We start from the raw sequence: 24,778 nt of genomic DNA, 5'->3' as shown, positions 1-24,778 counted from the left end.
GCCATGCCCATCGGCATCAAGGACAAAGTCGCCATTCTGGGCATGGGTTGCAGCAAGTTCGGCGAGCGCTGGGACGCCAGCCCCGAAGACCTCATGGTCGAGGCCTACAACGAAGCCATGGCCGACGCCGGCATCGCGCCCGAGCAGCTCGACGCGGCCTGGTTCTCCACCCACATGGACGACGTGGGCACCGGCCGGGGCGGCACGCCCATGGGCATCGCGCTGCGCCTGCCCAACATCGGCGTGACGCGCGTCGAGAACTTCTGCGCCGGCGGCTCCGAAGCCATCCGCGCGGCGGTGTACGCCGTGGCCGCGGGCGCCTGCGACATCGCCATCGCGCTCGGTGTGGAGAAGCTGAAAGACACCGGCTACGGCGGCCTGCCGGTTTCGGCCGTCGGCACCTACATCCCGCAGTGGTACCCCAACGCCGTGGCGCCGGCCAACTTCGCGCAGCTGGCCTCGGCCTACCAGCGCAAGCACAACGTGGACCCGGCGCTGCTCAAGCGCGCCATCGCGCGCGTGTCGATCAAGAGCCACGCCAACGGCGCGAAGAACCCCAAGGCGCATTTCCGCCAGGCCGTGACGGAGGAGCAGGTGCTCAAGGCGCCCATCATCGCGGAGCCGCTGGGCCTGTACGACTGCGCGGGCGTGTCCGACGGCGCGGCGGCGGTCATCGTCACGACGCCGGAGATCGCGCGCTCGCTGGGCAAGCGCGACCTGATCACCTTCAAGGCGCTGCAGGTCGCGGTGTCCAACGGCTGGGAGATGCACTCCAACGAGTGGGACGGCAGCTACGTGCACACCGCGCGCATCGCCGCGCGCAAGGCCTACGCCGAAGCCGGCATCGCGAACCCCGGGAAGGAAGTGAGCATGACCGAGGTGCATGACTGCTTCTCCATCACCGAACTCGTGACCATGGAAGACCTGGGCCTGTCGGGCGAGGGCGAGGCGGTGCGCGATGTGCTGGACGGCAAATTCGACGCCGACGGCGCCATCCCCTGCCAGATCGACGGTGGCCTCAAGTGCTTCGGCCACCCCATCGGCGCCAGCGGCATCCGCATGCTCTACGAGATGTACCTGCAGCTGCAGGGCCGCGCCGGCCCGCGCCAGCTGAAAGACCCGAAGATCGGCCTCACCCACAACCTGGGCGGCCAGCCCTCGCAGAACGTGTGTTCGGTCTCCATCGTCGGCCGCGAGGGCGTGTGATGAGCGCCACCCCCGTGGTTCTGGTGGACCGCCCCGCGCCGCACGTGGCGCGGCTGCTCATCAACCGCCCCGACAAGCGCAACGCCATCGATCACGGTGTGCGCCAGCAGCTCACCGAGGCGCTGGCCGCGCTGCTGGGCGATGACACCGTGCGCGCCATCGTCTTCGGCGGCGCGCAGGGCGTGTTCTCCGCCGGGGGCGACGTGCCCAGCATGGTGGGCCTCACCGAAGCGCAGGCGCGCGAGCGCATGCGGCACATCCACCGCCTGTGCCAGCTCATCGCCGAGGCCGGCGTGCCGGTGGTCAGCGCCATCGAAGGCATCGGCGCGGGCGCGGCCGTGGGCCTGGCCCTGATGGGCGACCGCATCGTGGTCGGCGAGGGCACGAAGATCCTGTTTCCCTTTCTCAAGCTCGGCCTGGTGCCCGACTGGGGTCAGCTGCTCACGCTGCCCCGGCGCGTGGGCCTGCCGGTGGCGCGCCGCATCCTGACCGAGGGTGTGCCGGTGAGCGGCGCCGAGGCGCACCGCATCGGCCTGGCCGACACGCTGGTGGCCGACGCCCAGGTGATTGCGCACCGCCGTGGCACAGGCCGCCGAGCTGGCGCTGCTGCCGCGCGAGGCCTTCGCGCGCATGAAGGCGCGGCTGAACCACCCGTCCACCTCGCTGGCCGAGGAGCTGGCGCGCGAGGAAAACGACCAGGCCGTCTGCCTGCTCGGCGAGGACTTCGTCGAAGGGCACGACGCCTATGTGAACAAGCGCGCCGCCGATTTCGTGGCGCGACCGGGGGTGAAGCGATGAGCAGCGAAGAAGCCGTGCTGTTGCGCCGCGAAGGCGCCGTGGGCACCGTGGTGCTCAACCGGCCGGAGAAGCGCAACGCGCTCGACCTCACGATGCGCGCCGCGATCGCACAGGCGGTGCGAACCCTCGACGCCGATGACAGCGTGCGCGCGATCGTGATCACGGGCGGGGAGGGCGTGTTCGCCGCCGGCGCCGACCTGAACCTGCTGGTGGACAAGGGCGCGCAGGACGTGGCCGAGATCGACCTGGGCCAGTACTGGGCGCCGGTGGCCGGCTGTGGCAAGCCCACCATCGCGGCGGTGAGCGGCTTCGCGCTGGGCGCGGGCTGCGAGCTGGCCATGATGTGCGACTTCATCGTGGCCGACGCCAGCGCGCGTTTCGGCCAGCCCGAACTGGCCGTGGGCATCATGCCCGGCGCGGGCGGCACGCAGCGCCTGGTGCGCACGCTGGGCAAGCAGGTGGCCTCGCTCATGCTGCTCACCGGCGAGATGATCACCGGCGAACGCGCCTGCCAGCTGGGCCTGGTGGCCGAACTGGCCGCCGACGGGAAAGCGCTGGAACGCGCCGCCGAGCTGGCGCGCAAGGCCGCGCGCATGCCGCCCAAGGCCGTGAAGGCCACGCGCCATGTGCTGCGCCAGGGCGCCGATCTGCCGCTGGACGCCGCGCTCTCGCTGGAGAACCGCGAGTTCCTGCTCCTGTTCGACACCGCCGACAAGACCGAAGGCATGCGCGCCTTCCTCGACAAACGAAAACCCGAATTCAAGGGTCGATGACCACATGACTTCCAACAACGTGAAACCGCTCACCCTGGGCGTGGTGGGTGCCGGCGCCATGGGGCGCGGCATCGTCCAGCTGTTCGCGCAGGCGGGCCACCGCGTGCGCTGTTTCGACGCGGCGCCTGGCGCGGCCGCCAAGGCCGTCGAGTTCGCGCTCGGCATGATCGGGCGCGGCGTGGACAAGGGCCGCCTCAGCGCCGAGGCCTTCGAGACCATTCGCGCGAGCGTCTCGGCCTGCGTCGACATGGCCGGGCTCGCCGGTTGCGACGTGGTGATCGAAGCCATCGTGGAAGACCTGGCCGTCAAGCGCCAGCTGTTCGGTGCGCTGGAGGCCGTGGTGGCCGAGACCACGGTGCTCGCGAGCAACACGTCTTCGCTCACCGTGGCCGACATCGCCGCCGCCTGCCGCCACCCGGCGCGCGTGGCCGGCCTGCATTTCTTCAACCCGGTGCCGCTGATGAAGGTGGCCGAGGTGATCGCCGCGCTGCGCACCTCGCCGCAGACGGTGCAGACCCTGAGCGAGCTGGTGAGCGGCGCCGGCCACCGCGCGGTGGTCACGGCCGACCAGCCCGGCTTTCTCGTGAACCACGCGGGGCGCGGCCTCTACACCGAAGGCCTGCGTGTGCTCGAAGAGCAGGCCGCAACGCCTGCCGACGTGGACGACGTGCTGCGCGAGGGCGTGGGTTTTCGCATGGGTCCGTTCGAGCTGCTGGACCTCACCGGCCTGGATGTGTCGAGCAAGGTCATGGCCTCGATCTACGAGCAGTTCCAGCACGAGCCGCGCTTCCGGCCCTCGTCGCTGGTGGCGCCGCGCGTGGCCGCCGGCCTGTTCGGCCGCAAGACGGGGGAGGGCTGGTACGTCTACGACGGCGACACCCGCCGCGCCGCGCCCGCGCGCCCCGTGCCGCCGCCACGCGCCGGGGTGGCGGTGTGGATCGACCCGCAGGCCAGCGGCCGTGCCGAACTGATTGCCCTGCTGAGCGGCGCGGGCGCGCGGCTCACCGACGGCGCGGCGCAGGCCGAGGTCTGCGTCGTGCAGCCCTGGGGCGGCGACGCCAGCCACGCGGCCGCCGCGCTCGGCCTGGACGCCGCGCGCACCGTCGCCGTCGACCCCATGGTGCCGCTGGCCCTGCGCCGCACGCTCATGCTCAGCGCGCTCACCTCGGCCGCCGCGCGCGACGCCGCCTGGGGCCTGCTGGCGGCCGACGGCGTGCCGGTCACCGTCATCAACGACAGCCCGGGCTTCATCGCCCAGCGCGTGCTCGCCACCATCGTCAACATCGCGGCGCAGATCGCGCAGCGCGGCATCGCCAGCGTGGCCGACATCGAGGACGCCGTGAAGCTGGGCCTGGGTTACCCGCACGGTCCGCTGGCCTGGGGCGACCGCATCGGCGGTGCGCGCATCCTGGAGATCCTGCGCACCCTGCAGGCACAAACCGGCGACCCGCGCTACCGGCCCAGCCCCTGGCTGGTGCGGCGCGTGGCGCTGGGCGTGTCCCTGCTCACGCCGGAGGCACCTCGCTCATGAGCATCGACATTCAACACCTGCGCGAATGGGTCGGCCGCGAGCAAGTGGCCGAACAGACACTGGAGCCCTTTCCCGCCGTCGCCCTGAGCGGCCTGCTGGACCGCGCCGCGCCGCCGGCTATGGGCGAGGCGCTGCCGCTGCCCTGGCACTGGCTGTATTTCCTGGAGACGCCCGCGCGCGCCGCCACCGGCGTCGACGGGCATCCGCAGCGCGGCGGTTTCCTGCCGCCGGTGCCGCTGCCGCGCCGCATGTGGGCCGCCGGTTCGCTGCAATGCGAAAGCCCGCTGCGCCTGGGCGCACCCGCGCGCAAGACCTCCACCGTGCGCAGCGTGGACCTGAAGGAAGGCCGCAGCGGCCCGCTGGTCTTCGTGACGGTGGACCACCTGCTGGCGCAGGGTGGCCGCGTCTGCATCCGCGAAGAGCAGAACATCGTCTACCGCGAAGCACCCACCGGCCCCGCACCCCTGCCGGCGGGCGAGCAGGCCACGAAAGCCGCGCAATGGTCGGCCGTGCTGCAGCCGGACCCGGCGCTGCTGTTCCGGTTTTCCGCGCTCACCTACAACGGCCACCGCATCCACTACGACCGCGACTACGCGGTGCGCGAGGAGTTCTACCCCGCGCTGGTGGTGCACGGCCCGCTGCTGGCCACCGCGCTGCTGGACCTGCTGGCGCGCGGCCGGCCCGGCGTGCCGGTGCGGTCCTTTTCGTTCCGCGCCCTGCGCCCCGCCTTCGACACCGACACGCTGCAGCTTTGCGCCGCCGCCGAGGGCGACACGGTCGAGCTCTGGACGCAGGACGCGCACGGCCAGGTGGGCATGACGGCCCGCGCCACGCTGGGTTGAACGCCGCCATGCGCCATCACCCGATCTGGCGATCCATGCTGTTCGTGCCGGCGCACGTGCCGCGCTTCGTCGAGCGCGCTCACGAGCGCGGCGCCGACGCCTGCGTGCTCGACCTCGAAGACAGCGTGCCGCTGGCGCAGAAGGCGCAGGCGCGCGCCGCCGTGCCGCAGGCCGCCGCCGCCATCGCGGCCCACGGCACGCCCGTGCTGGTGCGCGTGAACCAGCCCTGGGAACTCGCCGCGCCCGACATCGACGCCGCCATCGGCCCGGCCGTGAGCGCGCTGGTGCTGCCCAAGGTGAACGACGACGCCACCGTGCGCGAGGTGGCGCGGCGCATCGACCGCGCGGAGGCGCAGCGCGGCCTGCCCGCCGGCCACACGCGGCTGATCGCGCTGATCGAGGACGTGCAGGCCCTGTCCGAGCTCGACGCCATCGCGCGTTGCTCGCCGCGCATGCTGGGCATGATGCTCGGCCCCGAGGATTTTTCCGCCTCCGCCGGCATGGCGCCAGTGCGCGAGGCGCTGCTGCTGCCCAACCAGCTGGTGCTGTTCGCCTGCCGGCGCGCCGGCATCCTGCCGTTCGGTTTTCCCGGCTCCATCGCCGACTACGGCGACGCCGAAGCCTTCGCGCAGACCATCCGCCTGGCGCGCCAGCTCGGCTTCGTCGGCGGCCTGTGCATCCACCCCACGCAGGTGGCGGTGATGAACGCCGGTTTCTCGCCTTCGACGGAAGACATCGAACACGCGCGCGGCGCCATCGAAGCCTTCGAGGCCGCCGCGCGCGAAGGCCGCGGCGCGGCCGAGTACCGCTCGAAGATGGTCGATCTGCCCGTGGTGGCGCGCGCGCGGGAAATCCTGCGCCGCGCCGCCGCACCGGCCCCCCTTTCCACCCAACAGGAGACACACCCATGAACACCCACCCCACCGTGTACGACGCGGTCGTGATCGGCGCCGGCGCCGGCGGCCTCAGCGCGGCGGCGCGCCTCGTGGCCGCCCGCCGCAAGGTGCTGGTCGTCGAGAGCCTGGGCCGCGTCGGCGGCCGCGCATCGAGCGAACAGATCGACGGCTTCACCGTCAACATCGGCGCCATCGCCATCGAGCGCGGCGGCGTGTTCGAGGAAACCTTCGGCCTGCTCAACGTGCCGTTGGACATCCGCGAACCCAGCCCGGCCACCGTGTTCCTGATCGACGGCAAGGTCATCAACGTCGCCAAGGGCGGCTGGGGCATGCTGCTGGGCACTTTCACCAAGCAGGCCGCCAAGATCGGCACCAAGTTCGCCGACGCGCGCGCGGGCGACCTGCCCGAGGCCAAGATGAGCACCAAGGAGTGGCTCAGCCAGTACACGAAGAACGAGACCGTGCACGCGATCTTCCGCAACCTGTGCGCGGCCATCTTCGCCGCCAACGACGACGAGGTGCCCGCGCGCGCCTTCCTGACCTACTTCGCGGTCAAGGGCGCGTTCAAGCGCTTCGGCTTCTGCCCGCGTGGCACCGTGGGCCTGTGGAACGACCTGGCCGACGGCATCCGCCAGGCCGGCGGCGAGATCTGGCTCGACGCGCCGGTGACCCAGCTGCACACGCAGGACGGCCTGGCCAGCGGCGTGACCGTGATGAAGGACGGCGTTGCGCAGCGCGCATCCAGGCCCGCACCGTGATCAGCAACATCGGCCCGCGCGCCACGGTGGACCTGCCCGGCGGCGAGGCCTTCGGCGGCGACTACATCCGGCTCGCGCACACCGCGCCCAAGCCCTCGGCCAACATCGTCATCAACTTCGCCACGCAGCAGCGCCTGGTGGACGTGCCCGGCCTGGTCACCTTCGGCAAGACGCGCCGCCTGTGCAACATGGGCGAACTCACCGCCACCTGCCCCGAGCTCGCGCCGGCCGGCTGGCACCAGTACGTGGCCTACGCCGTGCCGCGCCCGGCCATCGGTGACTTCGACGAGAAGACCGAGATCGAGGCCTCGCTGCAGGACCTGCGCGACGAGTTCCCCGGCTTCGCGCAGGCCAAGATGCTCTCGATGCGCGTGATGCGCGACGGCTGGCCGGCCCAGCGCTCCTGCGCCGGCTTCGACCTGCCGCAGACCACGCCGCTGGCGCAACCTCTGGCACGTGGGCGACGCGGTGAAGGACTATGGCGACGGTGGCACCCAGGCCTGCGCCTACACCGGCCGCGAGGCCGCGCGCCAGGCCGAAGCCCACCTGGACGGTGCCCGCGTGGCGGCGGCGGCGTGATGGCCGTTGCCGAGCTTCAAGCGCAGGTGGACCAGGCGCGCGCGCTGCTGGCGCGGTTGCGCCCGCTGTTCGAGCACGGCGTGGCCGCGCTCGCCAGGGCCTGCGCCCCGGGCGGCCAGCTCGACGGCGCGAAGCTGGACGAGCAACAGGTCGCGACCTTCGAGATCGCCTGGGCCAGCGCCGACCTGCTGGCCGCCGAGACCACGCTGGCGCGGCTCAACGGCGATCCGCTGCAGTCGCAACTGGCCCTGATCTTCGCGGTGGACGCCATCGCCGCGCTGCTGCCGCGCCTGGAGGCGCTCTGCATCGAGCTGGGCCTGCCACTCGCGCCCCTGCAGCAACTCGGTGCCGACGCCGACTGGGCCGCGCTGCGCGGCGCGGCGGGCGGCGCGCAGGCGCTCACGGCGGCCGGCCGCGCCCTCGTGGCCGCCGGTGACGCGGTGGAGCTGGGCAGCGTGGCGCTGCAAGACCCGGTGGTGATGGCGCAGGACGCGTTCCGCCGCTTCGCCGCCGATGTGGTGGCGCCCCAGGCCGAGCATATCCACCGGCACGATACGACCGTGCCCGAATCGCTGCTGCAGCCCATGCGCGACATGGGCGTGTTCGGCCTGTCCATCCCCGAGTCGCACGGCGGCACCGGGCCCGACGAGGGCGAGGACGCGACCATGATGGTGGTCGTCACCGAGGCCTTGTCCGAAGCTTCGCTGGCGGCGGCCGGCAGCCTGATCACGCGCCCCGAGATCCTGAGCCGCGCGCTCATCAGCGGCGGCACCGACGAACAGAAGGCCACCTGGCTGCCGCGCATCGCGGCGGGCGATCCGCTGTGCGCCATCGCCATCACCGAGCCCGACTACGGCTCGGATGTGGCCAGCCTGGCCCTGAAGGGCACGCGCACCGAGGGCGGCTGGCTGCTCAACGGCGCCAAGACCTGGTGCACCTTCGCCGGCAAGGCCGGTCTGCTGATGGTGGTCACGCGCACCGACCCCGACCGCTCGGCCGGTTACCGGGGCCTGAGCGTGCTGCTGGTGGAAAAGCCGTCCTACGACGGCCACGCCTTCGACTTCCAGCAGCCCGGCGGCGGGCGCCTGAGCGGCAAGGCGATTCCCACCATCGGCTACCGGGGCATGCACTCGTTCGATCTCGCCTTCGACCAGTTCTTCGTGCCCGACGCCAACGTGATCGGCGGCGCGGGCGGCCTGGGCAAGGGCTTCTACTTCACCATGGCCGGCATGGTGGGCGGGCGCATGCAGACCTCGGCGCGCGCCTGCGGCGTGATGCGCGCGGCGCTGCGCGCCTCGATGCGCTACACGGCCGACCGCAAGGTGTTCGGCGCGCCGCTGCAGGCCTACGCGCTCACCCTGGCCAAGCTCGCGCGCATGGCCGCGCGCCTGGCGGCCTGCCGCACGCTGGCCTACGCCATCGCCGAGCAGCTCAACGCCGGCGGCGGCCGCATGGAGGCCAGCCTGGTCAAGCTGCTGGCCTGCCGATCGGCCGAGATGGTCACGCGCGAAGCGCTGCAGCTGCACGGCGGCATGGGTTACGCTGAGGAAAGCGCCGTGAGCCGCTACTTCGTGGATGCGCGCGTGCTCTCGATCTTCGAGGGCGCGGAGGAAACGCTGGCGCTCAAGGTCATCGGTCGCAGCCTGTTGGAAGACGCACTCAAACCATGAAACCCATCCTCTGCGGCATGCGGGTGGTCGAAGCCGCCGCCTTCGTCGCCGCGCCCCTGGGCGGCATGACGCTCGCGCAGATGGGCGCCGACGTGATCCGCATCGACACCCTGGGTGGCGGGCTGGATTACAAGCGCTGGCCCGTGACCCGGGACGACGTGAGCCTGTTCTGGTGCGGCCTCAACAAGTCCAAGCGCTCGGTCGCGCTGGACCTGAGCAAGCCCGAAGCCCGCGAGATCGCCATGGCGCTGATCACCGCGCCGGGCGAGGACGCGGGCATCCTGCTCACCAACTTTCCGCCGCGCGGCTGGCTGGACCACGACAAGCTGAAAGAGAGGCGCGCCGACCTGATCCAGCTCACCGTGCAGGGCGACCGGCACGGCGGCTCGGCGGTGGACTACACCATCAACTCGCGCGTCGGCATCCCCTACATCACGGGCGACGAGCGCGGCGCGGCCACGAACGAGGCCGTCAACCACGTGCTGCCGGCCTGGGACCTCGTCACCGGCCAGATGGCGGCCGTGGGCCTGCTGGCCGCCGAACGCCACCGCCTCAAGACCGGCCAGGGCCAGCACGTGAAGCTGCCACTGGAAGACGTGGCCCTCGCGGCCGTGAGTCACCTCGGCCTGATCGCCGAAGCGCAACTCGGCCAGCAACGCGAGCGCCACGGCAACGAGTTGTTCGGCGCCTTCGGCCGCGACTTCAAGACGGCGGACGGCGAGCGCGTGATCGTCGTCGGCCTGACCTTGAAACAATGGCAGGCCATCTGCGAGGCCATGGGCCTGAATGAGGCCGTGAAGGCGCTGGGCGACCGCCTGGGCCTGGACCTGGACCTGGAAGGCCACCGCTTTCGCGCGCGCAAGGAACTGGGCGCGCTGGTGGAGGCCTGGGTGTCGCGGCACAGCCTGGCCGAGGTGGCGGCCGCGCTGACGAAGCAGAGCGCCTGCTGGGGCAAGTACCAGACGCTCACGCAACTGGTGACGCAGGACGGGGCCTGCTCGCCAGCCAACCCGATGTTCCGCACCATCGACCAGCCTGGCGTGGGGCCGCACCTGGCGGCCGGGCTGCCGCTGAACTTCTCGGGCATGGATCGCATCCCCGCGGGAACCGCGCCCACGCTGGGCCAGCACACGGGCGAGGTGCTGTTTGAACTCCTGGGGGTATCCCAGGCGCAATTCGGTGATCTTCGCGACAGGGGCGTGGTCTAGTTGGGTCAGAATAGCCGCCTCAAAACTTGAGCGGAACACGATGACCCGATCGCTTGCAAGGAACCACGACGACAAACGCCAGAGGATCCTCGACGTCGCAGCCGCGCTCTTCGCGAGCACGAGCTACGAGAGTGCCCGGCTGCAGGACATCGCGGCGGCGTGCAGCATGTCGAAGTCCGCGCTGTACCACTACTTCCCTGGCAAGGAAGTGCTGCTGCTCGAGATCATCACCGAGCACATCATGAGCTCGGTGGCCGAGCTCGAGGCCATCGCGCAGGGCCCGGGCACGAGCCGGGAACGGCTGACGAACCTGGTGCGGGCCATGGTGACGCGGGCCGCGGAAAAGCGCCACGAGCACACGGTGCTGACCAACGACCTCAAGTTCCTGCCGACGCTGCAGCAGCAGGGGATCAAGCTGGCGCAGGCCAAGGCGCTGGACTTCGTGATCGATCTGCTCACCGACATCAACCCCCACCTCATGCGGCGGCGTCGCGAGAGCGCGTCCTACGCGCTGTTCCTCTACGGCTCGATGATCTCGACCGCGACCTGGTACCGCCGGGGCGGCGGCATGACGCCGCACGAGCTGGCCGACCGCCTGACCGAGGTCTACCTCAAGGGCTTCGACGGCGGGGACCATCCGCCGGGTTACAGCTGAACTGCGTGGCCGCCACGCCCACGCCGGCCATCATCGCGCCGGCGATCTTCAGGGCGCTGAAGGTCTCGCCCAGCGCCAGCCACGAGATCAGGCCCGCCACCGGCGGCAGCAGGTAGAGCAGGGGCGCCGTGCGCGCCACGCCCAGGTGGTCGTTGAGCCAGCCCCAGGCCAGCCAGCCCGCGAACGACGCCACCGCCAGCGACCACAGCAGGGCGCCCCAGACGGCCGCGCCCAGGCTGGCCCACGGCACCTGCAAGGCCTGCGGCGCGTTGATGAGGAGCATGGGCACCATCGCCAGCAGCGTGGTGTAGGCCATCACCAAGGTGACGCCATGGCGGGCGAACAGCCGGCTGGCGGCCACCGTGTGGGCCGAGAAGAGCAGGGCGGCGAGCAGCAGCAGCAGGTCGCCCAGGCCCTGCGTGCGCATGAGCGCGACCTTGTCCGACAGGAACACCAGCACGCCCGCCATCGGCCAGCGCCACACCGCCCACCTGCAGGCGCGTGAAGCGCTGGCTGTGCAGCACGCGCACCAGCAGCAGCGTGAACATGGGGCCGAGCGCGGAGATGAGCGCGCTGGAGAACGCGGTGGACAGGTGCATGGCCTGCGTCATCACGTTGACGTGAGCGATGTGGCCGAGCAGGGCAAGGCCCGCCAGGCCCAGCCAGTCGCGCCGTTCCAGCCGCGGCCAGTGCCAACCGTGGCGCCACAGCAGCAGGGCGATGGCGCAGGCCGGCGTGACGAGGTAGCGCGCGAAGACCAGGGCGCCCGGCCCGATCTGCGCCATCACCGCCTTCTGCACGCTGTAGTTGCTGCCCCACAGCAGCATCAGGGCCAGCGCCACCACCAGCGCCCACCGGCGGCGGACCGTGCCGGAAACCGGCGGATGGTTGGGGTTGATGCCCATTAAAACCGTCCCATGAGTCATATTTGCAATCGATCCAGCGGCAGAAGATTCATCTGAACCGGCCTTTGATACGGGAAATCCCTAGGGATTTTTTTTGACCAATTGTTTTGTTAAACCGTCCCGTCGGTCTATTATACGGGCTGCCAGCGTTTGGTCGTTCTCACGTCAATCCACCCAGGAGACAAGCATGCGTTTTTCCCTTCCCAGGCTCACCGCAGCCCTCGCTTTGGCCAGTGCCTTCGCCGCCAGCGCGCCCGCCATGGCGCAGACCACCGTCATCAAGTACTCCAACTGGCTGCCGCCGGGGCAGGCCATGCGCGTGGAGGTGGTGGAGCCCTGGATCGCCGAGGTCGAGAAGGCCACGCAGGGCCGCGTGAAGATCGACACCGCGCCCAAGGTTGTGGGCACGCTGCCGGCCCAGTTCGACGTGGCGCGCGACGGCCAGGCCGATCTGGTGATCTTCATTCCGGGCTACACGCCCAACCGCTTCGACCTGCTCGAGGTGCTGCAACTGCCGTTCGTGAGTGACAACCCCGAGGTGTACGCGCCGCTGGCCGACCGCTTCTACCGCAAGCACCTGGCCTCGCACAACGAGTTCAAGGGCGTGCACCCGCTGTCGGTCTACGTGGTCTCGCCCGGCCAGATCTTCAACTCCAAGCGCCCGCTGCGCAGCGTGGCCGACTTCAAGGGCCTGAAGATGCGCAGTCCGCAGACCAGCGCCACGCAGGCGCTCACGCTGCTGGGCGCGGTGCCGATCTCCAAGCCGGTGAGCGAAACCTACGAGCTGCTGTCCTCCGGCGTGATCGACGGCACCTTCATGCCGCCCGAGTCGATTCCCGCCTTCAAGCTGACCGAGCTCGTGCCCTACGCCACCATCGTGCCGGGCGCGGTCTACAACACCGTGCTGGTGCTGGGCATCAACGAGGACAAGTGGAAGTCGCTGCGCGCCGAGGACCGCGAGGCGATCACCCGCATCTCGGGCGACGTGTTCGCGCGAAACATCGGCCGCGCCTACGCCAACGGCGACAAGGCCGCCTTCGAGACCATGCGCAAGGCGGGCAAGCCGGCCGAGGTGTTCCCGGCCCCGGCGCTGGCGGAGATGAAGAAGGTGCTGCTGCCGATCGAGCGCGAGTGGATCGAGAAGGCGAAGAAGAAGGGCATGGCCGATCCGCAGAAGGTGCTGGACCAGCTGCGCGCCGACATCGCCGTCGCCAAATAAGCCGCCATGACCGCACAAGCCACCGGCGGACGCACCGTCCGCGTCCTGGAAGCGATCGGCGCGGTCGCGCTGCTGATCCTGATGGTCACCGTCTTCATCGACGTGGTGGGGCGCAACCTCTTCAACACGCCGCTGCCCTGGGGCACGGAGCTGCTGGAGATGGTGCTGGCCCTGATGATCTTCGCGATCTATCCCTTGCTGGCGCTCGGTTTCGGCCACATCACCGTGGACCTGATCCAGCTGCCGGCCAGCCTGCACAAGGTACAGCGCGTGCTCAGCGGCGCGATCGGCGCCGTGGTGTTCGCGCTGATCACCTGGTGCATGGTCCGCCAGGCGTTGCGTGCCGCCAGCTATGGCGAGGCCACGCCGCTGCTGGGCGTGCCGCTGTCCTGGGTGCTCGGCGGCATCGGCGCCATGGCCGCCATCAGCACGCTCGCGTTCCTGCTGGCCGCCGCGCGGTCCTTTCGCCATCCCGGCGCGCCTGCCGCGCCACACGCCACCGAGGTGATCTGATGCTCGCTGCCTGTCTGGGTTTTCTCGTGGCGTTCGCGTTCATCCTGTTCCAGGTGCCCATCGCCACCGCGCTGGCCCTCGCCGGTTTCGGCGGTTACGTGGTGCTCAATGGCCTCACGCCCGCGCTGAGCATGGTGGCCACCGTCACCAAGGACAGCACGCTGGTGTACTCGCTGATCGTGCTGCCGCTGTTCGTGCTGATGGGCAACCTCGTGGCCGGTGCCGGCATCTCGGGCGATCTGTTCCGCGCGGCGCAGGCCTTCATCGGCCGGCGCCGGGGCGGCCTGGCAATCGCCACCGTGGTGGCCTGCGGTGGTTTCGGCGCCATCTGCGGCTCCAGCGTGGCCACGGCAGCCACCATGGGCAAGGTGGCGATCCCCTCCATGCGCAAGCTCGGCTATGGCGACTCGCTCTCGTCGGCCGCGGTCGCCGCGGGCGGCACGCTGGGCATCCTGATCCCGCCCAGCGTGATCATGGTGGTGTACGGCGCTGCGCACGCAGACGCACATCGGCATGCTGTTCGCCGCCGGCATCGTGCCCGGCCTGATCGCCATCGGCGGCTACATGGCGGCGGTGAAGTGGTCGGTCTGGCGCCAGCCGGAACTCGCGCCGCTGGCCGAGGACAACGAACAGGTCAACAAGCTGGCGCTGCTGCGCGCGCTGTGGCCCGTGGCGCTGATCTTCGGCGTGGTCATGGGCGGCATCTACGGCGGTTTCTTCACCTCCATCGAGGCCTCGGGCATCGGTGCGACGGCGGCCCTGGTGTTCGCGCTGACGCACCACTCGCTCAGGCTCAAGGACATCTACGCGATCCTGGTCGACACCGCGCGCACCTCGGCCATGATGTTTGCCATCATCCTGGGCGCCGCGCTGTTCGGCGAGTTCGTGAACCTCACCGGCGTGCACGAAGGCCTGCTGCATGTGGTGCAGGAGAGCGGCCTGCCGCCGTTCGGGATCATCCTGCTGATGATCGTGCTGTACATCCTGCTCGGCACGGTGCTGGAAAGCCTGTCGATGATCCTGCTGACCGTGCCGATCTTCTTCCCGATCATCCTGGCCCTGGGCTACGACCCGGTGTGGTTCGGCATCCTGGTCGTGATGGTGGTGGAAATCGGGCTGATCACGCCTCCCATCGGCGTGAACCTGTTCGTGATCCGCTCGGTCATGCCCGACATCCCCATGATGACCGTGGTGCGTGGCGTGATTCCGTTCATCGTGGCCGACGTGCTGCGCATCCTGCTCATCGCCGCCGTGCCGGCCCTGTCCCTCTGGTTGCCCAACCTGCTGTTCAAGGCAGCCGCCTGACACCGTGAACCCTGTCTTCGACCCCGCGGCGCCCGAACTGCCGGCGCGCCTTCAATCGTGGCTGTCCCAACGCTGGCGCAAGCCGGTCCAGGTGAGCGGGCTGAGCCGCTTTCCGGCCGGCATGTCCTGGGTGACCCTGGGCTTCACCGCCGAGTCACCGGGTGAGGCGCCGCTGGACCTCATCCTGCGCGTGGGCGACCCGGGCGGCCTGTTCTCGCCCTACAGCTCGCGGCCCGAGTACGAGGCGCTGGCCGCGCTGGCCAGCGTGCCCGACCTGCCCATCCCCCAGGCCTATGAGCACAGCGACGATCCGGCCATCCTCGGCGCGCCCTTCGTGATCACGCAGCGCGTGGCCGGCGACACGCCCACGCCCTGGCGCGGCGCGGACGAACGCGGCGAAGCGGCCAACCAGTCGCTCGGTCACGACTTCGCCGATGCGCTCGGCGCCATCCACGCCTTCGACTGGACCACCACCCCGCTGGCCGCCTGGGCGCAGGAGGGTCCCATCACGCCGCGGACCACCGCGCTGCACGAGACGCGCTACTGGACGCGGCATGCCCAGCTGGGGACCGGTCCCACGCCGCCGCAGATGCACTACGCCATGCGCTGGCTGGAGGCGCACGCGCCCGAGGCCGAGCGCATCACCATCGTGCACGGCGACTACCGGGTGGGCAACTTCCTGCAGCAGGACGGCCGCATCACCGCCATCCTCGACTGGGAGCTGGTGCACCTGGGCGACCCGCACGCCGACCTGGCCTGGGCCGGGCTGCGCACCTTCGCCGCCGGCACCTCGCGCATCGGCGGGCTGATCGAGCGCGAGGTCTTCTACCAGCGCTGGCAGGCGAAGACCGGCCTGCGCGTGCGGCCCGAGGTGGTGCGCTACTACGAGGTGATGGTGCAGTTCAAGATGGCCGCGATGCTGATGGGCGCCATGATCCGCGTGCAGACCGGCCGCTCGCGCGACGTGCGCATGGCCGCGATGGGCTTCCAGCTCACCTCCACGCTGATGGAACTCAACAAGCTGATCGCGGAGGCCGCATGAACCAGTCGCTCGAAGCCCTGATGGGCAGCATCTGCCGCGCGCTGCGCGACGAGATCGCGCCGGAACTGCAGAGCGACCACGCGCGCTCGCAGCTGGCCGGCGTGCTGGACGTGCTGGGCAAGGTGGAGCGCATGGTGGTCTGGTCGCCGGACGTGACGCGCGAACAGCTCGAACTGCTCGACGCCTGCCTGGCGCGGGTGGCGGCCCGCCTGGCCGCGGCGGGGCAGACCGCGCCGCCCGGCCTGGCGCCCGCGTCCACCGCCCGGCCCGAAACCCAGGCCGCATTGCAGGCCGCCTTGGCGGACGCCGAGCGGCGCTTCGCCCGTTTCACCGACTGGCTGTTCTCGCCGCCGGACGGGCTGCCCGCGCCCCTGGCGGGCGAACTGCACGACCAGCTTCGCACGGCGCTTCGCCTCACGCTCAAGGCCCAGCGCCGCCTGGTGCCGAGCGCCGACTTTTCATCGATGACCGCGCCGAGCCCCGCGGCCGACGCCCAAGGAGTTTTCAAATGATGTCTGCCCAGGACGACCTGATCGGCCACCAGGCCCCCGCGCCCTTCGCGCAACGCGCCGGCCAAGGCGACCCCCGCTTCACCGAGCGCTACTGGTACACGCTGCACCCGATCACCGGCACGGTGGACGGCGTGCCCATGATCCTCGACATTGGCATGGGCTACTACCCCAACAAGGGCGTGATGGACGTGTTCGCCGGCATCACCGTGGGCCGCCGGCAGCACAACTTTCGCGCCTCGCGCGCGCTGGGCGCCACGCCGCTCGAAGCCGGCGCGGGGCCGCTGCGTTTCGAGGTGGTGGAGGGCATGAAGCGGCACCGCCTCACGCTCACCGACAACGCCTCGGGCTTGAGCTTCGCGCTGGACTTCGAGGCCAGCTTTCCCGCCGCGCAGGAGAAGCAGAACTTCCGCGAGCGCAAGGGCGTGGTCGAAGAGGACATGGTGCGCATCTCGCAGTTCGGCCGCTGGCGCGGCTGGTTCGCCCTCGGTGGGCAACGCCACGAGGTGACGCCGTCCACCTGGTGGGGTCAGCGCGACCACTCGTGGGGCATCCGCTCCGAGATGCGCACCGACGAGGCCGCGCCCCCGGTGCAGCAGCACAGCGGCTTCTTCTGGACCTGGTCCATGTTCCAGTTCGAGGACCTGGGTTTTTCCATCTTCCTGAAAGAGCGCGAGCCGGGCAAGCCGCACTACCTCTCGGCCACCGAATTCGTGCGCGAGGCCGACGGCCGCATGGCGCACCGCGAGGCCATCAGCGTCATGCACGAACTCGAATGGGCCGACGACCCGCTGGGACAGACCATCTCAGCCGGCACCTTCACCTTGCAGTTCGCCGAAGGTCCGCCGCGCACCGTGCGCATGGAAGGGCTGGAAGCCCGCTTCTACCTGAAGGGCGGCCTGTACGGCGGCTTCCAGGGCTGGAACCACGGCGACCCTAAGGGCGACTACCACGCCGAGCACGACGTGTGGGACCTCGACGACCCGGCCACGCGCGCGGCCGCCCGCACTCTGGGCGACCACGTGGTGCGCGCCACCTGCGAGGGCCGCACCGGCATCGGCATCAGCGAATACGGCGTGGCGCAAGGCTATGCTCGCTACCCCGGGCCGCAGCAGCACCCCGCGCTCTGAAGCCGCCAAGAACACGCAGGAGACGTATCCACCATGCAGATGACCCAGGCCCTGGCACGCGCCGTGCAGACCCGGCGCCACCACACCGCCACGATTTTCGCGGGCCGACAACGCAGCTGGGCCCAGGTCGGCGAGCGCGTGCCGCGCGCCGCCGCCGCCTTGCGCGCCCTGGGCCTGCGGCCCGGCGACCGGCTCGGCATCCTCGCGCTCAACAGCGACAACTACATCGAGATCTTCTTCGCCGCCGCCTGGGCCAACGTGGTGCTGGTGCCGCTGAACACGCGCTGGGCCGTGCCCGAGAACATCTACACCCTGGGCGACGCGCAGTGCCAGGCCTTGATCGTGGACGACGCCTTCGTGGCCCAGGTGCCGCAGCTGCTCGCGGGCCACGCGATGGCGCACGTGATCCACGCGGGGGAGGGCGCCACGCCCGAGGGCATGCAGGGCTACGAAGCCCTGATCGCGGCCACGCCGCCCATGGCCGACGAGTGCGGCCAGGGCGACGAGCTCTGCGGCATCTACTACACCGGCGGCACCACCGGCCACCCCAAGGGCGTGATGCTCTCGCACAAGAACTTCATCTCGGCCTCGGTGAACTGGATCGCCACGCTGCACTTCAGCGAGGACACGGTCTACATGCACTCGGCTGGCCTGTTCCACCTGGCGGGCTGCTCGCCGGCCATCGCGCTCACGCTGGCCGGCGGCACCCACGTGTGCCTGCCCAAGTTCGACGCCGTGCTGGCCTTCGAGGCCATCCAGACGCACCAGGTGAACTACTGCCTGTTCGTGCCGACCATGGTGAACATGATGATCAACCACCCGGACTTCGCCCGCTACGACCTCACCAGCGTGCGCTACTGCGAGTACGGCGCCTCGCCCATGCCGGTGCCGGTGCTGGCCGCCGCCATGGAGAAGCTGCCCACGTGGGAGTTCATCCAGGGCTATGGCATGACCGAGTCGGCCGCGCTCACCGTGAGCCTGCCCTGGCGCTACCACTTCGACCAGCCCGGCATGCCCAGCAAGCGCCTGGCCGCCGGCCGCGCCGCCTACGGGGTGGACGTGCGCATTGTGGACGAGGACGGCCAGGAAGTCCCGCGCGGCACCCACGGCGAAATCGCGGTGCGCGGCGCGCAGGTGATGATCGGCTACTGGCGCAAGCCCGAGGCCACCGCCGCCGCGCTGCGCCAAGGCTGGCTGCACACCGGTGACGCGGCCTACATGGACGAGGATGGTTTCGTCTACATCGTCGACCGTGTGAAGGACATGATCATCAGCGGCGGCGAGAACATCTACTCGCGCGAGGTCGAGAACGCGGTGCACGCGCACCCGGCGGTGCGCGACTGCGCCGTGATCGGCATCCCCAACGCGGAGTGGGGCGAGTCGGTGCACGCGGTGGTGGTGCTCAAGGACGGGCAGAGCGCCAGCGCGAAGGAGATCATCGACCACTGCCGCACGCTGATCGCGGGCTACAAGGTGCCGCGCTCGGTGGACTTCAGCGACGCGCTGCCGCTCTCGGGCGCGGGCAAGATCATGAAGAACGTGCTGCGCGAGCCGTTCTGGCGCGGCAAGAGCAAGTCGGTGAACTGAGTGAGCGGGCGGCTTCAGCCGCCGCCGCAGCGAAAGCCGTCGAGGAACAGGGCCGAGATGCGCTCGGCCAGCTCGGCGGGCGTGATCGGGCCGTCGCGCTCGTACCAGGTGAAGGTCCAGATCACCATGCCGAACAGCAGCAGGGCGTAGGGCGAGTTCACCTCGGCGCGCGCCATGCGGGCGGGGTTGATCTCGCGCAGCAGGCCAACCATCAGCTGCATCAGTTCCTGCTCCAGCTTGCGCACGTCCTCGCGCTGCACCGGCGGCAGGAACTTGATGTCGTTCATCAGCACCAGGTGGTGGTGGCGCGACTTCGCCCCTTCCTGCACGAACGAGGCCACGAAGCGCTGGAAGCGCTCCGCCGCCGGGCGCGGCTCGCGCGCGATGGCCGAGAGCTCGGCCACCTGTCCGGTGATGTGCTCCTTCACGATCGCGTAGAGCAGGTCTTCCTTGCTCGCGAAGTAGTGGTACAGGTGCGATTTCGAGGCGCCGCACGCGGCGGCCACGTCGCTCATGGTCGCGTGGTCGAAGCCTTTCTGCGCGATCAGCGCGACCGCGCTGTCGAGGATGACCTGCTTCTTCAGCTCGTAGTCGTTGGCCCGCACGCGCGTCATCTGGAATGCCCCCTGGGCCGGGTGGTGACCTGTTGCATGTTCCTCTGTTCCCTTTTATATTTAGACCGACGAGACGGACTATAAGCCCAATGCCCCAGACACACCATAGGGAAAGCATGGATCACACAGAAGAGACATTGATCGTCATCGGCGCGGGCCACGCCGGTGTGGAACTGGCCTTCGCCGCGCGCCAGCAGGGCTGGGCCGGCCCCATCGTGCTGCTGGGCGAAGAGCCGCACCTGCCGTACCACCGGCCGCCGCTCTCCAAGGCCTTTCTCTGCGGCACGGCCGACGCGGCCTCGCTCGCGCTGCGCCAGGCCACGGCCTTCGACACGGCGGCCATCACGCTGCGGCTGGGCACGAAGGTGCGCGCCATTCACCGCGCCGCGCACGAGGTGCTTCTGGCCGACGGCAGCGCGCTGGCCTACAGCAGGCTCGCGCTGTGCACCGGCGGCCGGGCGCGCGCGCTCGAGGTGCCGGGCCTGGAGGGCGCGCCGCCGCCCAACCTGTTCAGCCTGCGCACGCAGGCCGATGCGCTGGCGATCGCCGGGGCGGTGCGCGAAGGCGCGCGCGTGGTCATCGTCGGCGCGGGTTATGTGGGCCTGGAGGTCGCGGCCTCGGCGCGCAAGCTCGGCGCGGGCGTGACGGTGCTCGAATCGCAGCCGCGCGTGCTCGCGCGGGTGACCGGCGCCACGCTCTCCAGCTTCTACGAATCGGTGCACCGCGAGGCCGGCGTGGACCTGCGCACCAATGCCTCGGTGCGCGCGATCGAGCGCGATGCCACCGGCGCGGTGAGCGCCGTGCTCTGCGGCGACGACGAACGCCTGCCGGCCGACGTGGTGATCGTGGGCATCGGCATGTTGGCCGACACGGCATTGGCCGAAGCGGCGGGCCTGCGCGTGGAGGGAGGCATCGTGGTGGACGCGCACTCGGTCACCTCCGATCCTCACATCGTCGCGGCCGGCGACTGCACGGTGCACGACAGCGCGCTCTACGGCCGGCGCGTGCGCCTGGAGTCGGTGCCCAACGCGCTGGAGCAGGCGCGCTCGGCTGCCGGCTGGCTGTGCGGCAAGCCCCGGCCCAACCACGCGGTGCCGTGGTTCTGGTCCGACCAGTACGACCTGAAACTGCAGATGACCGGCCTGGCCGACGGGCACGACCAGTGCGTGGTGCGCGGCTCCTTCGTGGACCACAGCTTCTGCGCTTTCTACCTGCGCGAGGGCCGCCTGATCGCGGTCGACGCCGTCAACCGGCCGGCCGATTTCATGCTCGCCAAGAAGGCCGTGGCGGCCGGCGTGCTGGCCGATCCCCTGGCCCTGGCCGACACCGGCATCCCCCTGAAAGAGCTGCTGGCGACCGCCGCGCCGGCCTAGGGTTTGTCCTAGGGCGCGCGACAGGTCACCACCCCATAATCGCCCCAATCAAAGACCGACGCGACGGACTAATTATCAAATCCCGACCGCCTTCGCCGATACCGCAACGACCTCGAGACACACACAGCCCCATGTCGCTTCCATCCACCGCCGCCGCCCCGCCCCCGGGGACGGCGCCCGCCCAGGCCTCCGTGCTGGCGGTTCACAACATCCAGATCGTCTATGGCGGCGCCATCGAGGCGGTGCGCGACGTCTCGCTGGAAGTGCAGGCCGGCCAGATCGTGGCGCTGCTCGGTTCCAACGGCGCGGGCAAGTCGACCGTGCTCAAGGCCATCTCGGCCGTGCTCGATGCCGAGGACGGCGAGATCGAGAAGGGCTCGATCCAGCTCTTCGGCCAGCACATCGAAAAAGCCGCCGCGCCCGAGATCGTGCGCCGGGGCCTTGTGCAGGTGCCCGAAGGCCGGCGCCTGTTCGCCACGCTCACGGTGGAAGAAAACCTGCTGGTCGGCGCGCACCTGCAGAGCCGCCAGGTGCTGGACGAGGAGCGCGAGAACGTGTTCCGCCTGTTCCCGCGCCTGCTGGAAAAACGCGGTGTGATCGCGGGCTACCTCTCGGGTGGCGAGCAGCAGATGGTGGCCATCGGGCGCGCGCTCATGAGCCGGCCCAAGGTGCTCGCGCTCGACGAACCCTCGCTGGGCCTGGCGCCGCTGATCGTCTCCGAGATCTTCTCGGCCATCGAAACCCTGCGCGACCAGAACGGCCTGACCATCCTGCTGGTGGAGCAGAACGCCACGCGCGCGCTGGCGATCGCCGACTACGCCTACATCATGGAAAACGGCCGCGTGGTGCTCGACGGCACCAGCGAGGCCCTGCGCCGCAACGCCGACGTGCGCGAGTTCTACCTCGGCCTGAGCGCGGCCCAGGGCCGCACCAGCATGCGCGATGTCAAACACTACAAGCGCCGCAAGAGGTGGCTGTCATGAGCGATCCCATTCTCGACGTGCGCGGCGCGACGAAAAAATTCGGCGGCGTCACCGCGGTCAACAACGTGAGCCTGCGCGTGATGCCGGGCGAGATCGTCAGCCTGATCGGCCCCAACGGCGCGGGCAAGACCACCACCTTCAACCTGATCAGCGGCGTGCTCGACCTCAGCGCCGGCCAGGTGTTCTTCCAGGGCCAGGACACGGCGCGCCTGCGCTCGTCCGACTACGCGCGCGCCGGCATCGGCCGCACCTTCCAGAACCTGGCGCTGTTCAAGCACGGCACGGTGGTGGAGAACCTGCTCACCGGCCGCCATGTGCACTTCAACTACACGGTGCTGGAGTCGCTGATGTTCTGGGGCCGGCCCCGCCGCGAGGAAATCGCGGCGCGGCGCAAGGTCGAGGAAATCATCGAGTTCCTGGAGATCGAGGAATTGCGCGACAAGCCGGTCTCGCAACTGGCCTACGGCCAGCAGAAGCGCGTGGAGCTCGGGCGGGCGCTGGCCTGCGAGCCCAGCCTGCTGCTGCTCGACGAGATCGTCGCGGGCATGAACCGCGAGGAGAAAGAGGACATCGCGCGTTTCACGCTCGACATCCGGGACGAATTCGGGGTGGCGGTGCTGATGATCGAACACGACATGCAGGTGGTGATGGACCTGTCGGACCGCGTCTACGTGCTGGACTTCGGCATGCTGATCGCCGAAGGCACACCGGCCGAGGTGGCCGCCAACCCGGCGGTGCTGCAGGCCTACCTGGGCGGGGAGGCGGCACATGCTTGACCACAACCAGCTCATTCGCGGCGAGACCACGCTGCCCGGCCTGCTGCGCCAGCGCGCGCAGGAGCGCGGCGCCCAGGTGGCGCTGCGCGAGAAGATCCACGGCATCTGGCAGGGCCGCACCTGGCTCGAGTACTACCAGGCCGCGCGCCGCGTCGCGCACGGCCTCACCAAGCTCGGCTTGCAACGCGGCGACCGCATCATCATCGCGGCCGAGGACGTGCCCGAGTGGTTCTACGCCGACCTGGGCGCGCAGATGATCGGCGTGCAGGTGGTCGGCATCTACCCCACCAACCCCTGGGCCGAGGTGCAGTACATCGCCGGCCACTGCCAGGCGAAACTGGCCGTGACGGGCGACCAGGAGCAGACCGACAAGGTGCTCGACGCGATGCGCGAAGGCCCCGGCCTGCCGCACCTGCGGCACATCTTCTGCGTCGACATGAAGGGCCTGCGCCGCTACGAGCCCGGCCGCCCGCACGCGTTCACGCACCTGCTCGAACTCGGCGATCAGCTGGTGGCCGAAGACCCGCTGGCCGAGCAGCGGCTGGACGGGCAGATCGACGCCCTGGTGCCCGACGACGTCAACATCCTGGTCTACACCTCCGGCACCACCGGCCCGCCCAAGGGCGCGATGCTCACGCACCGCAACTTCGTCTACGGCGCCTACGCCTACATGGTGGCGCGCCAGATGGCGGACAAGCCCTTCGAGTCGGTCTGCTACCTGCCGCTGTGCCACGTGGCCGAGCGCACCTACTCCACGGTGCAGCACCTGATCTCGGGCGGCTGCATCAACTTCGCGGAGTCGGTCGACACCGTCGCGACCAACATCCGCGAGATCGGCCCGACCTTTTTCCTGGGCGTGCCGCGCATCTGGGAAAAGCTGCAGCAGGGCTTCGAGTTCCGCATGAAGGACAGCGGGCGCGCGCAGCGCTGGCTCTACCGGGTGGGCATGAAGCGCGGGCGCGCGCTGTCGGACCGCCGGGCCGAACACGGCCACCTCCAGGGCCTGGGCGACCGGCTCGAGTTCGGCTTCTGGTACCTGCTGCTGTTCCGCAACATGCAGCGCCACATGGGCCTGAACCGCACGCACACCCGCATGTGCGGCGGTGCCTCGGTCTCGCCCGAGACGCTGAAGTTCTTCGACATCATCGGCCTGCCAGTGGGGCAGGGCTACGGCCTCACCGAGGCCGGCGGCCTGGCCTTCGTGCAAGTGCCGGGGCGGCCCTTCATCCGGGGCAGCTGCGGCCCGGCCATGGAAGGCGTGGAGTGGCGGCTGGGTGACGACAAGGAAGTCTTCGTGCGCTCGCCCGGCGTGTTCAAGGGCTACCTGTTCGACGACAAGGGCACGGCCGACATCCTCTCGGCCGACGGCTGGATCGCCACCGGCGACATCGTGGAGCAACACGGCGAGGGCGAGATCGCGGTGGTGGACCGCAAGAAGGCCATCATCATCACCAGCGGCGGCAAGAACATCGCGCCCTCGGAGATCGAGAACGCGATCAAGGACAGCCCTTACGTGCGCGAAGCCATCGTGGTGGGGGAGGGCAAGAAGTTCCTCGGCGGCCTGCTGCAGATCGACTTCGACACCGTGGGCCGCTGGGCCGCCGAGCGCGACCTGCAGTACACGACCTACAAGTCGCTCACCCTGCTGCCCGAGGTCATCGAGCTGGTGCAGGGCGTGATCGACGAGGTCAACTCGCGCTTCGCCCGCGTGGAGAACGTGCGCAGGTTCGTGCTGCTCGAAAAGGAGCTCGACCACGACGACGGCGAACTCACCGCGACGCAGAAGGTGCGCCGGGGCCTCATCAACAAGAAGTTCGCTCGCGAGCTCGAGATCATCTATGGGAGCGCGCCATGAACTACTTCATTGAACTGCTGGTCTCCGGCCTCGCGGTCGGCGCGATCTACG

The 24,778-nt window shown here is 70.0% G+C and carries 21 protein-coding genes and 2 pseudogenes; 20 read left to right on the top strand and 3 right to left on the bottom strand.

The features are described from left to right. Nucleotides 1-3 precede the first annotated feature (3 nt). Genes ACFJGX_RS17915 through ACFJGX_RS17875 form a run of 9 tightly spaced genes read left to right on the top strand, consistent with a single transcriptional unit; the run spans nt 4 to nt 10,916 of the window. Nucleotides 4-1,206 (top strand): acetyl-CoA acetyltransferase, encoded by a 1,203-nt coding sequence (locus ACFJGX_RS17915; RefSeq protein WP_382324739.1) that lies wholly within the window; start codon nt 4-6, stop codon nt 1,204-1,206. Continuing rightward, a complete protein-coding gene (locus ACFJGX_RS17910; protein ID WP_382326701.1) occupies nt 1,206-2,777 on the top strand; it encodes an enoyl-CoA hydratase/isomerase family protein in 1,572 nt (523 codons plus the stop codon). The genes ACFJGX_RS17915 and ACFJGX_RS17910 overlap by 1 nt, the downstream gene beginning before the upstream one ends. Before the next feature lie 4 nt (nt 2,778-2,781). Continuing rightward, complete coding sequence (locus ACFJGX_RS17905) at nt 2,782-4,308, top strand: 3-hydroxyacyl-CoA dehydrogenase (protein ID WP_382324745.1); 1,527 nt, start codon at nt 2,782-2,784, stop codon at nt 4,306-4,308. After that, nucleotides 4,305-5,150 carry an acyl-CoA dehydrogenase gene (locus tag ACFJGX_RS17900; RefSeq protein ID WP_382324747.1) on the top strand — a complete coding sequence of 282 codons (846 nt, stop codon included), beginning with the start codon at nt 4,305-4,307 and terminating at the stop codon, nt 5,148-5,150. Before ACFJGX_RS17905 ends, ACFJGX_RS17900 begins: the two co-directional genes overlap by 4 nt. A gap of 35 nt (nt 5,151-5,185) precedes the next feature. Beyond that, the gene (locus ACFJGX_RS17895) at nt 5,186-6,061 is read left to right on the top strand and encodes an HpcH/HpaI aldolase/citrate lyase family protein (protein ID WP_382324749.1); all 876 of its coding nucleotides are present in this window, start codon (nt 5,186-5,188) and stop codon (nt 6,059-6,061) included. Next, the gene (locus ACFJGX_RS17890) at nt 6,058-6,804 is read left to right on the top strand and encodes an FAD-dependent oxidoreductase (RefSeq protein WP_382326699.1); all 747 of its coding nucleotides are present in this window, start codon (nt 6,058-6,060) and stop codon (nt 6,802-6,804) included. Before ACFJGX_RS17895 ends, ACFJGX_RS17890 begins: the two co-directional genes overlap by 4 nt. Further along, the gene (locus ACFJGX_RS17885) at nt 6,801-9,053 is read left to right on the top strand and encodes an acyl-CoA dehydrogenase family protein (protein WP_382326697.1); all 2,253 of its coding nucleotides are present in this window, start codon (nt 6,801-6,803) and stop codon (nt 9,051-9,053) included. The genes ACFJGX_RS17890 and ACFJGX_RS17885 overlap by 4 nt, the downstream gene beginning before the upstream one ends. After that, complete coding sequence (locus ACFJGX_RS17880; RefSeq protein WP_382324755.1) at nt 9,050-10,261, top strand: CoA transferase; 1,212 nt, start codon at nt 9,050-9,052, stop codon at nt 10,259-10,261. The genes ACFJGX_RS17885 and ACFJGX_RS17880 overlap by 4 nt, the downstream gene beginning before the upstream one ends. Nucleotides 10,262-10,301: 40 nt before the next feature. After that, nucleotides 10,302-10,916 (top strand): TetR/AcrR family transcriptional regulator, encoded by a 615-nt coding sequence (locus ACFJGX_RS17875; protein WP_382158059.1) that lies wholly within the window; start codon nt 10,302-10,304, stop codon nt 10,914-10,916. Here ACFJGX_RS17875 and ACFJGX_RS17870 read toward each other — a convergent pair. Both ACFJGX_RS17870 and ACFJGX_RS17865 read right to left on the bottom strand, forming a co-directional pair. Continuing rightward, on the bottom strand, nt 10,873-11,400 hold the full coding sequence (locus ACFJGX_RS17870; protein WP_382326695.1) for a DMT family transporter: 528 nt from the start codon (nt 11,398-11,400) through the stop codon (nt 10,873-10,875). The genes ACFJGX_RS17875 and ACFJGX_RS17870 overlap by 44 nt on opposite strands. 46 nt (nt 11,401-11,446) lie before the next feature. Then, nucleotides 11,447-11,743: pseudogene (locus ACFJGX_RS17865) on the bottom strand (EamA family transporter); the annotation flags it as partial. 265 nt (nt 11,744-12,008) lie between these two features. Here ACFJGX_RS17865 and ACFJGX_RS17860 point away from each other — a divergent pair. From ACFJGX_RS17860 to ACFJGX_RS17830, 7 genes and pseudogenes are all read left to right on the top strand, one after another. Beyond that, a complete protein-coding gene (locus ACFJGX_RS17860) occupies nt 12,009-13,040 on the top strand; it encodes a TRAP transporter substrate-binding protein (protein ID WP_382324759.1) in 1,032 nt (343 codons plus the stop codon). 6 nt (nt 13,041-13,046) lie between these two features. Beyond that, nucleotides 13,047-13,553 carry a TRAP transporter small permease gene (locus tag ACFJGX_RS17855; protein ID WP_382324761.1) on the top strand — a complete coding sequence of 169 codons (507 nt, stop codon included), beginning with the start codon at nt 13,047-13,049 and terminating at the stop codon, nt 13,551-13,553. After that, nucleotides 13,553-14,858 (top strand): annotated as a pseudogene (locus tag ACFJGX_RS17850) (TRAP transporter large permease). The gene ACFJGX_RS17855 and the pseudogene ACFJGX_RS17850 overlap by 1 nt, the downstream one beginning before the upstream one ends. 4 nt (nt 14,859-14,862) lie before the next feature. Then, nucleotides 14,863-15,900, top strand: coding sequence for a phosphotransferase family protein (locus ACFJGX_RS17845; protein WP_382324767.1), 1,038 nt, complete (start codon nt 14,863-14,865; stop codon nt 15,898-15,900). Further along, the gene (locus ACFJGX_RS17840; protein WP_382324769.1) at nt 15,897-16,412 is read left to right on the top strand and encodes a hypothetical protein; all 516 of its coding nucleotides are present in this window, start codon (nt 15,897-15,899) and stop codon (nt 16,410-16,412) included. The genes ACFJGX_RS17845 and ACFJGX_RS17840 overlap by 4 nt, the downstream gene beginning before the upstream one ends. Beyond that, nucleotides 16,409-17,539 carry a hypothetical protein gene (locus ACFJGX_RS17835; protein WP_382324771.1) on the top strand — a complete coding sequence of 377 codons (1,131 nt, stop codon included), beginning with the start codon at nt 16,409-16,411 and terminating at the stop codon, nt 17,537-17,539. Before ACFJGX_RS17840 ends, ACFJGX_RS17835 begins: the two co-directional genes overlap by 4 nt. 33 nt (nt 17,540-17,572) lie before the next feature. Then, nucleotides 17,573-19,126: a long-chain fatty acid--CoA ligase gene (locus ACFJGX_RS17830; protein ID WP_382324773.1), complete on the top strand. Its 1,554-nt coding sequence runs from the start codon at nt 17,573-17,575 to the stop codon at nt 19,124-19,126. A 14-nt stretch (nt 19,127-19,140) separates the two neighbouring features. Here ACFJGX_RS17830 and ACFJGX_RS17825 read toward each other — a convergent pair whose 3' ends face one another. Further along, a complete protein-coding gene (locus tag ACFJGX_RS17825; protein ID WP_382324775.1) occupies nt 19,141-19,740 on the bottom strand; it encodes a TetR/AcrR family transcriptional regulator in 600 nt (199 codons plus the stop codon). A 116-nt stretch (nt 19,741-19,856) separates the two neighbouring features. On the opposite strand from ACFJGX_RS17825, the gene ACFJGX_RS17820 reads away from it, so the two are divergent. From ACFJGX_RS17820 to ACFJGX_RS17805, 4 genes are all read left to right on the top strand, one after another. Continuing rightward, on the top strand, nt 19,857-21,113 hold the full coding sequence (locus ACFJGX_RS17820; protein ID WP_382324777.1) for an NAD(P)/FAD-dependent oxidoreductase: 1,257 nt from the start codon (nt 19,857-19,859) through the stop codon (nt 21,111-21,113). Nucleotides 21,114-21,244: 131 nt separating this feature from the next. Next, nucleotides 21,245-22,096, top strand: coding sequence for an ABC transporter ATP-binding protein (locus ACFJGX_RS17815; RefSeq protein ID WP_382326693.1), 852 nt, complete (start codon nt 21,245-21,247; stop codon nt 22,094-22,096). Further along, nucleotides 22,093-22,872 carry an ABC transporter ATP-binding protein gene (locus ACFJGX_RS17810; RefSeq protein WP_382325598.1) on the top strand — a complete coding sequence of 260 codons (780 nt, stop codon included), beginning with the start codon at nt 22,093-22,095 and terminating at the stop codon, nt 22,870-22,872. Before ACFJGX_RS17815 ends, ACFJGX_RS17810 begins: the two co-directional genes overlap by 4 nt. Further along, the gene (locus ACFJGX_RS17805; protein WP_382326691.1) at nt 22,865-24,727 is read left to right on the top strand and encodes an AMP-dependent synthetase/ligase; all 1,863 of its coding nucleotides are present in this window, start codon (nt 22,865-22,867) and stop codon (nt 24,725-24,727) included. Before ACFJGX_RS17810 ends, ACFJGX_RS17805 begins: the two co-directional genes overlap by 8 nt. Nucleotides 24,728-24,778: the final 51 nt, after the last annotated feature.

The sequence above is a fragment of the Hydrogenophaga sp. UC242_50 genome (assembly GCF_042697355.1).
Classification (GTDB): domain Bacteria; phylum Pseudomonadota; class Gammaproteobacteria; order Burkholderiales; family Burkholderiaceae_C; genus Hydrogenophaga.
This window is presented reverse-complemented; position numbering and strand designations above follow the sequence as displayed.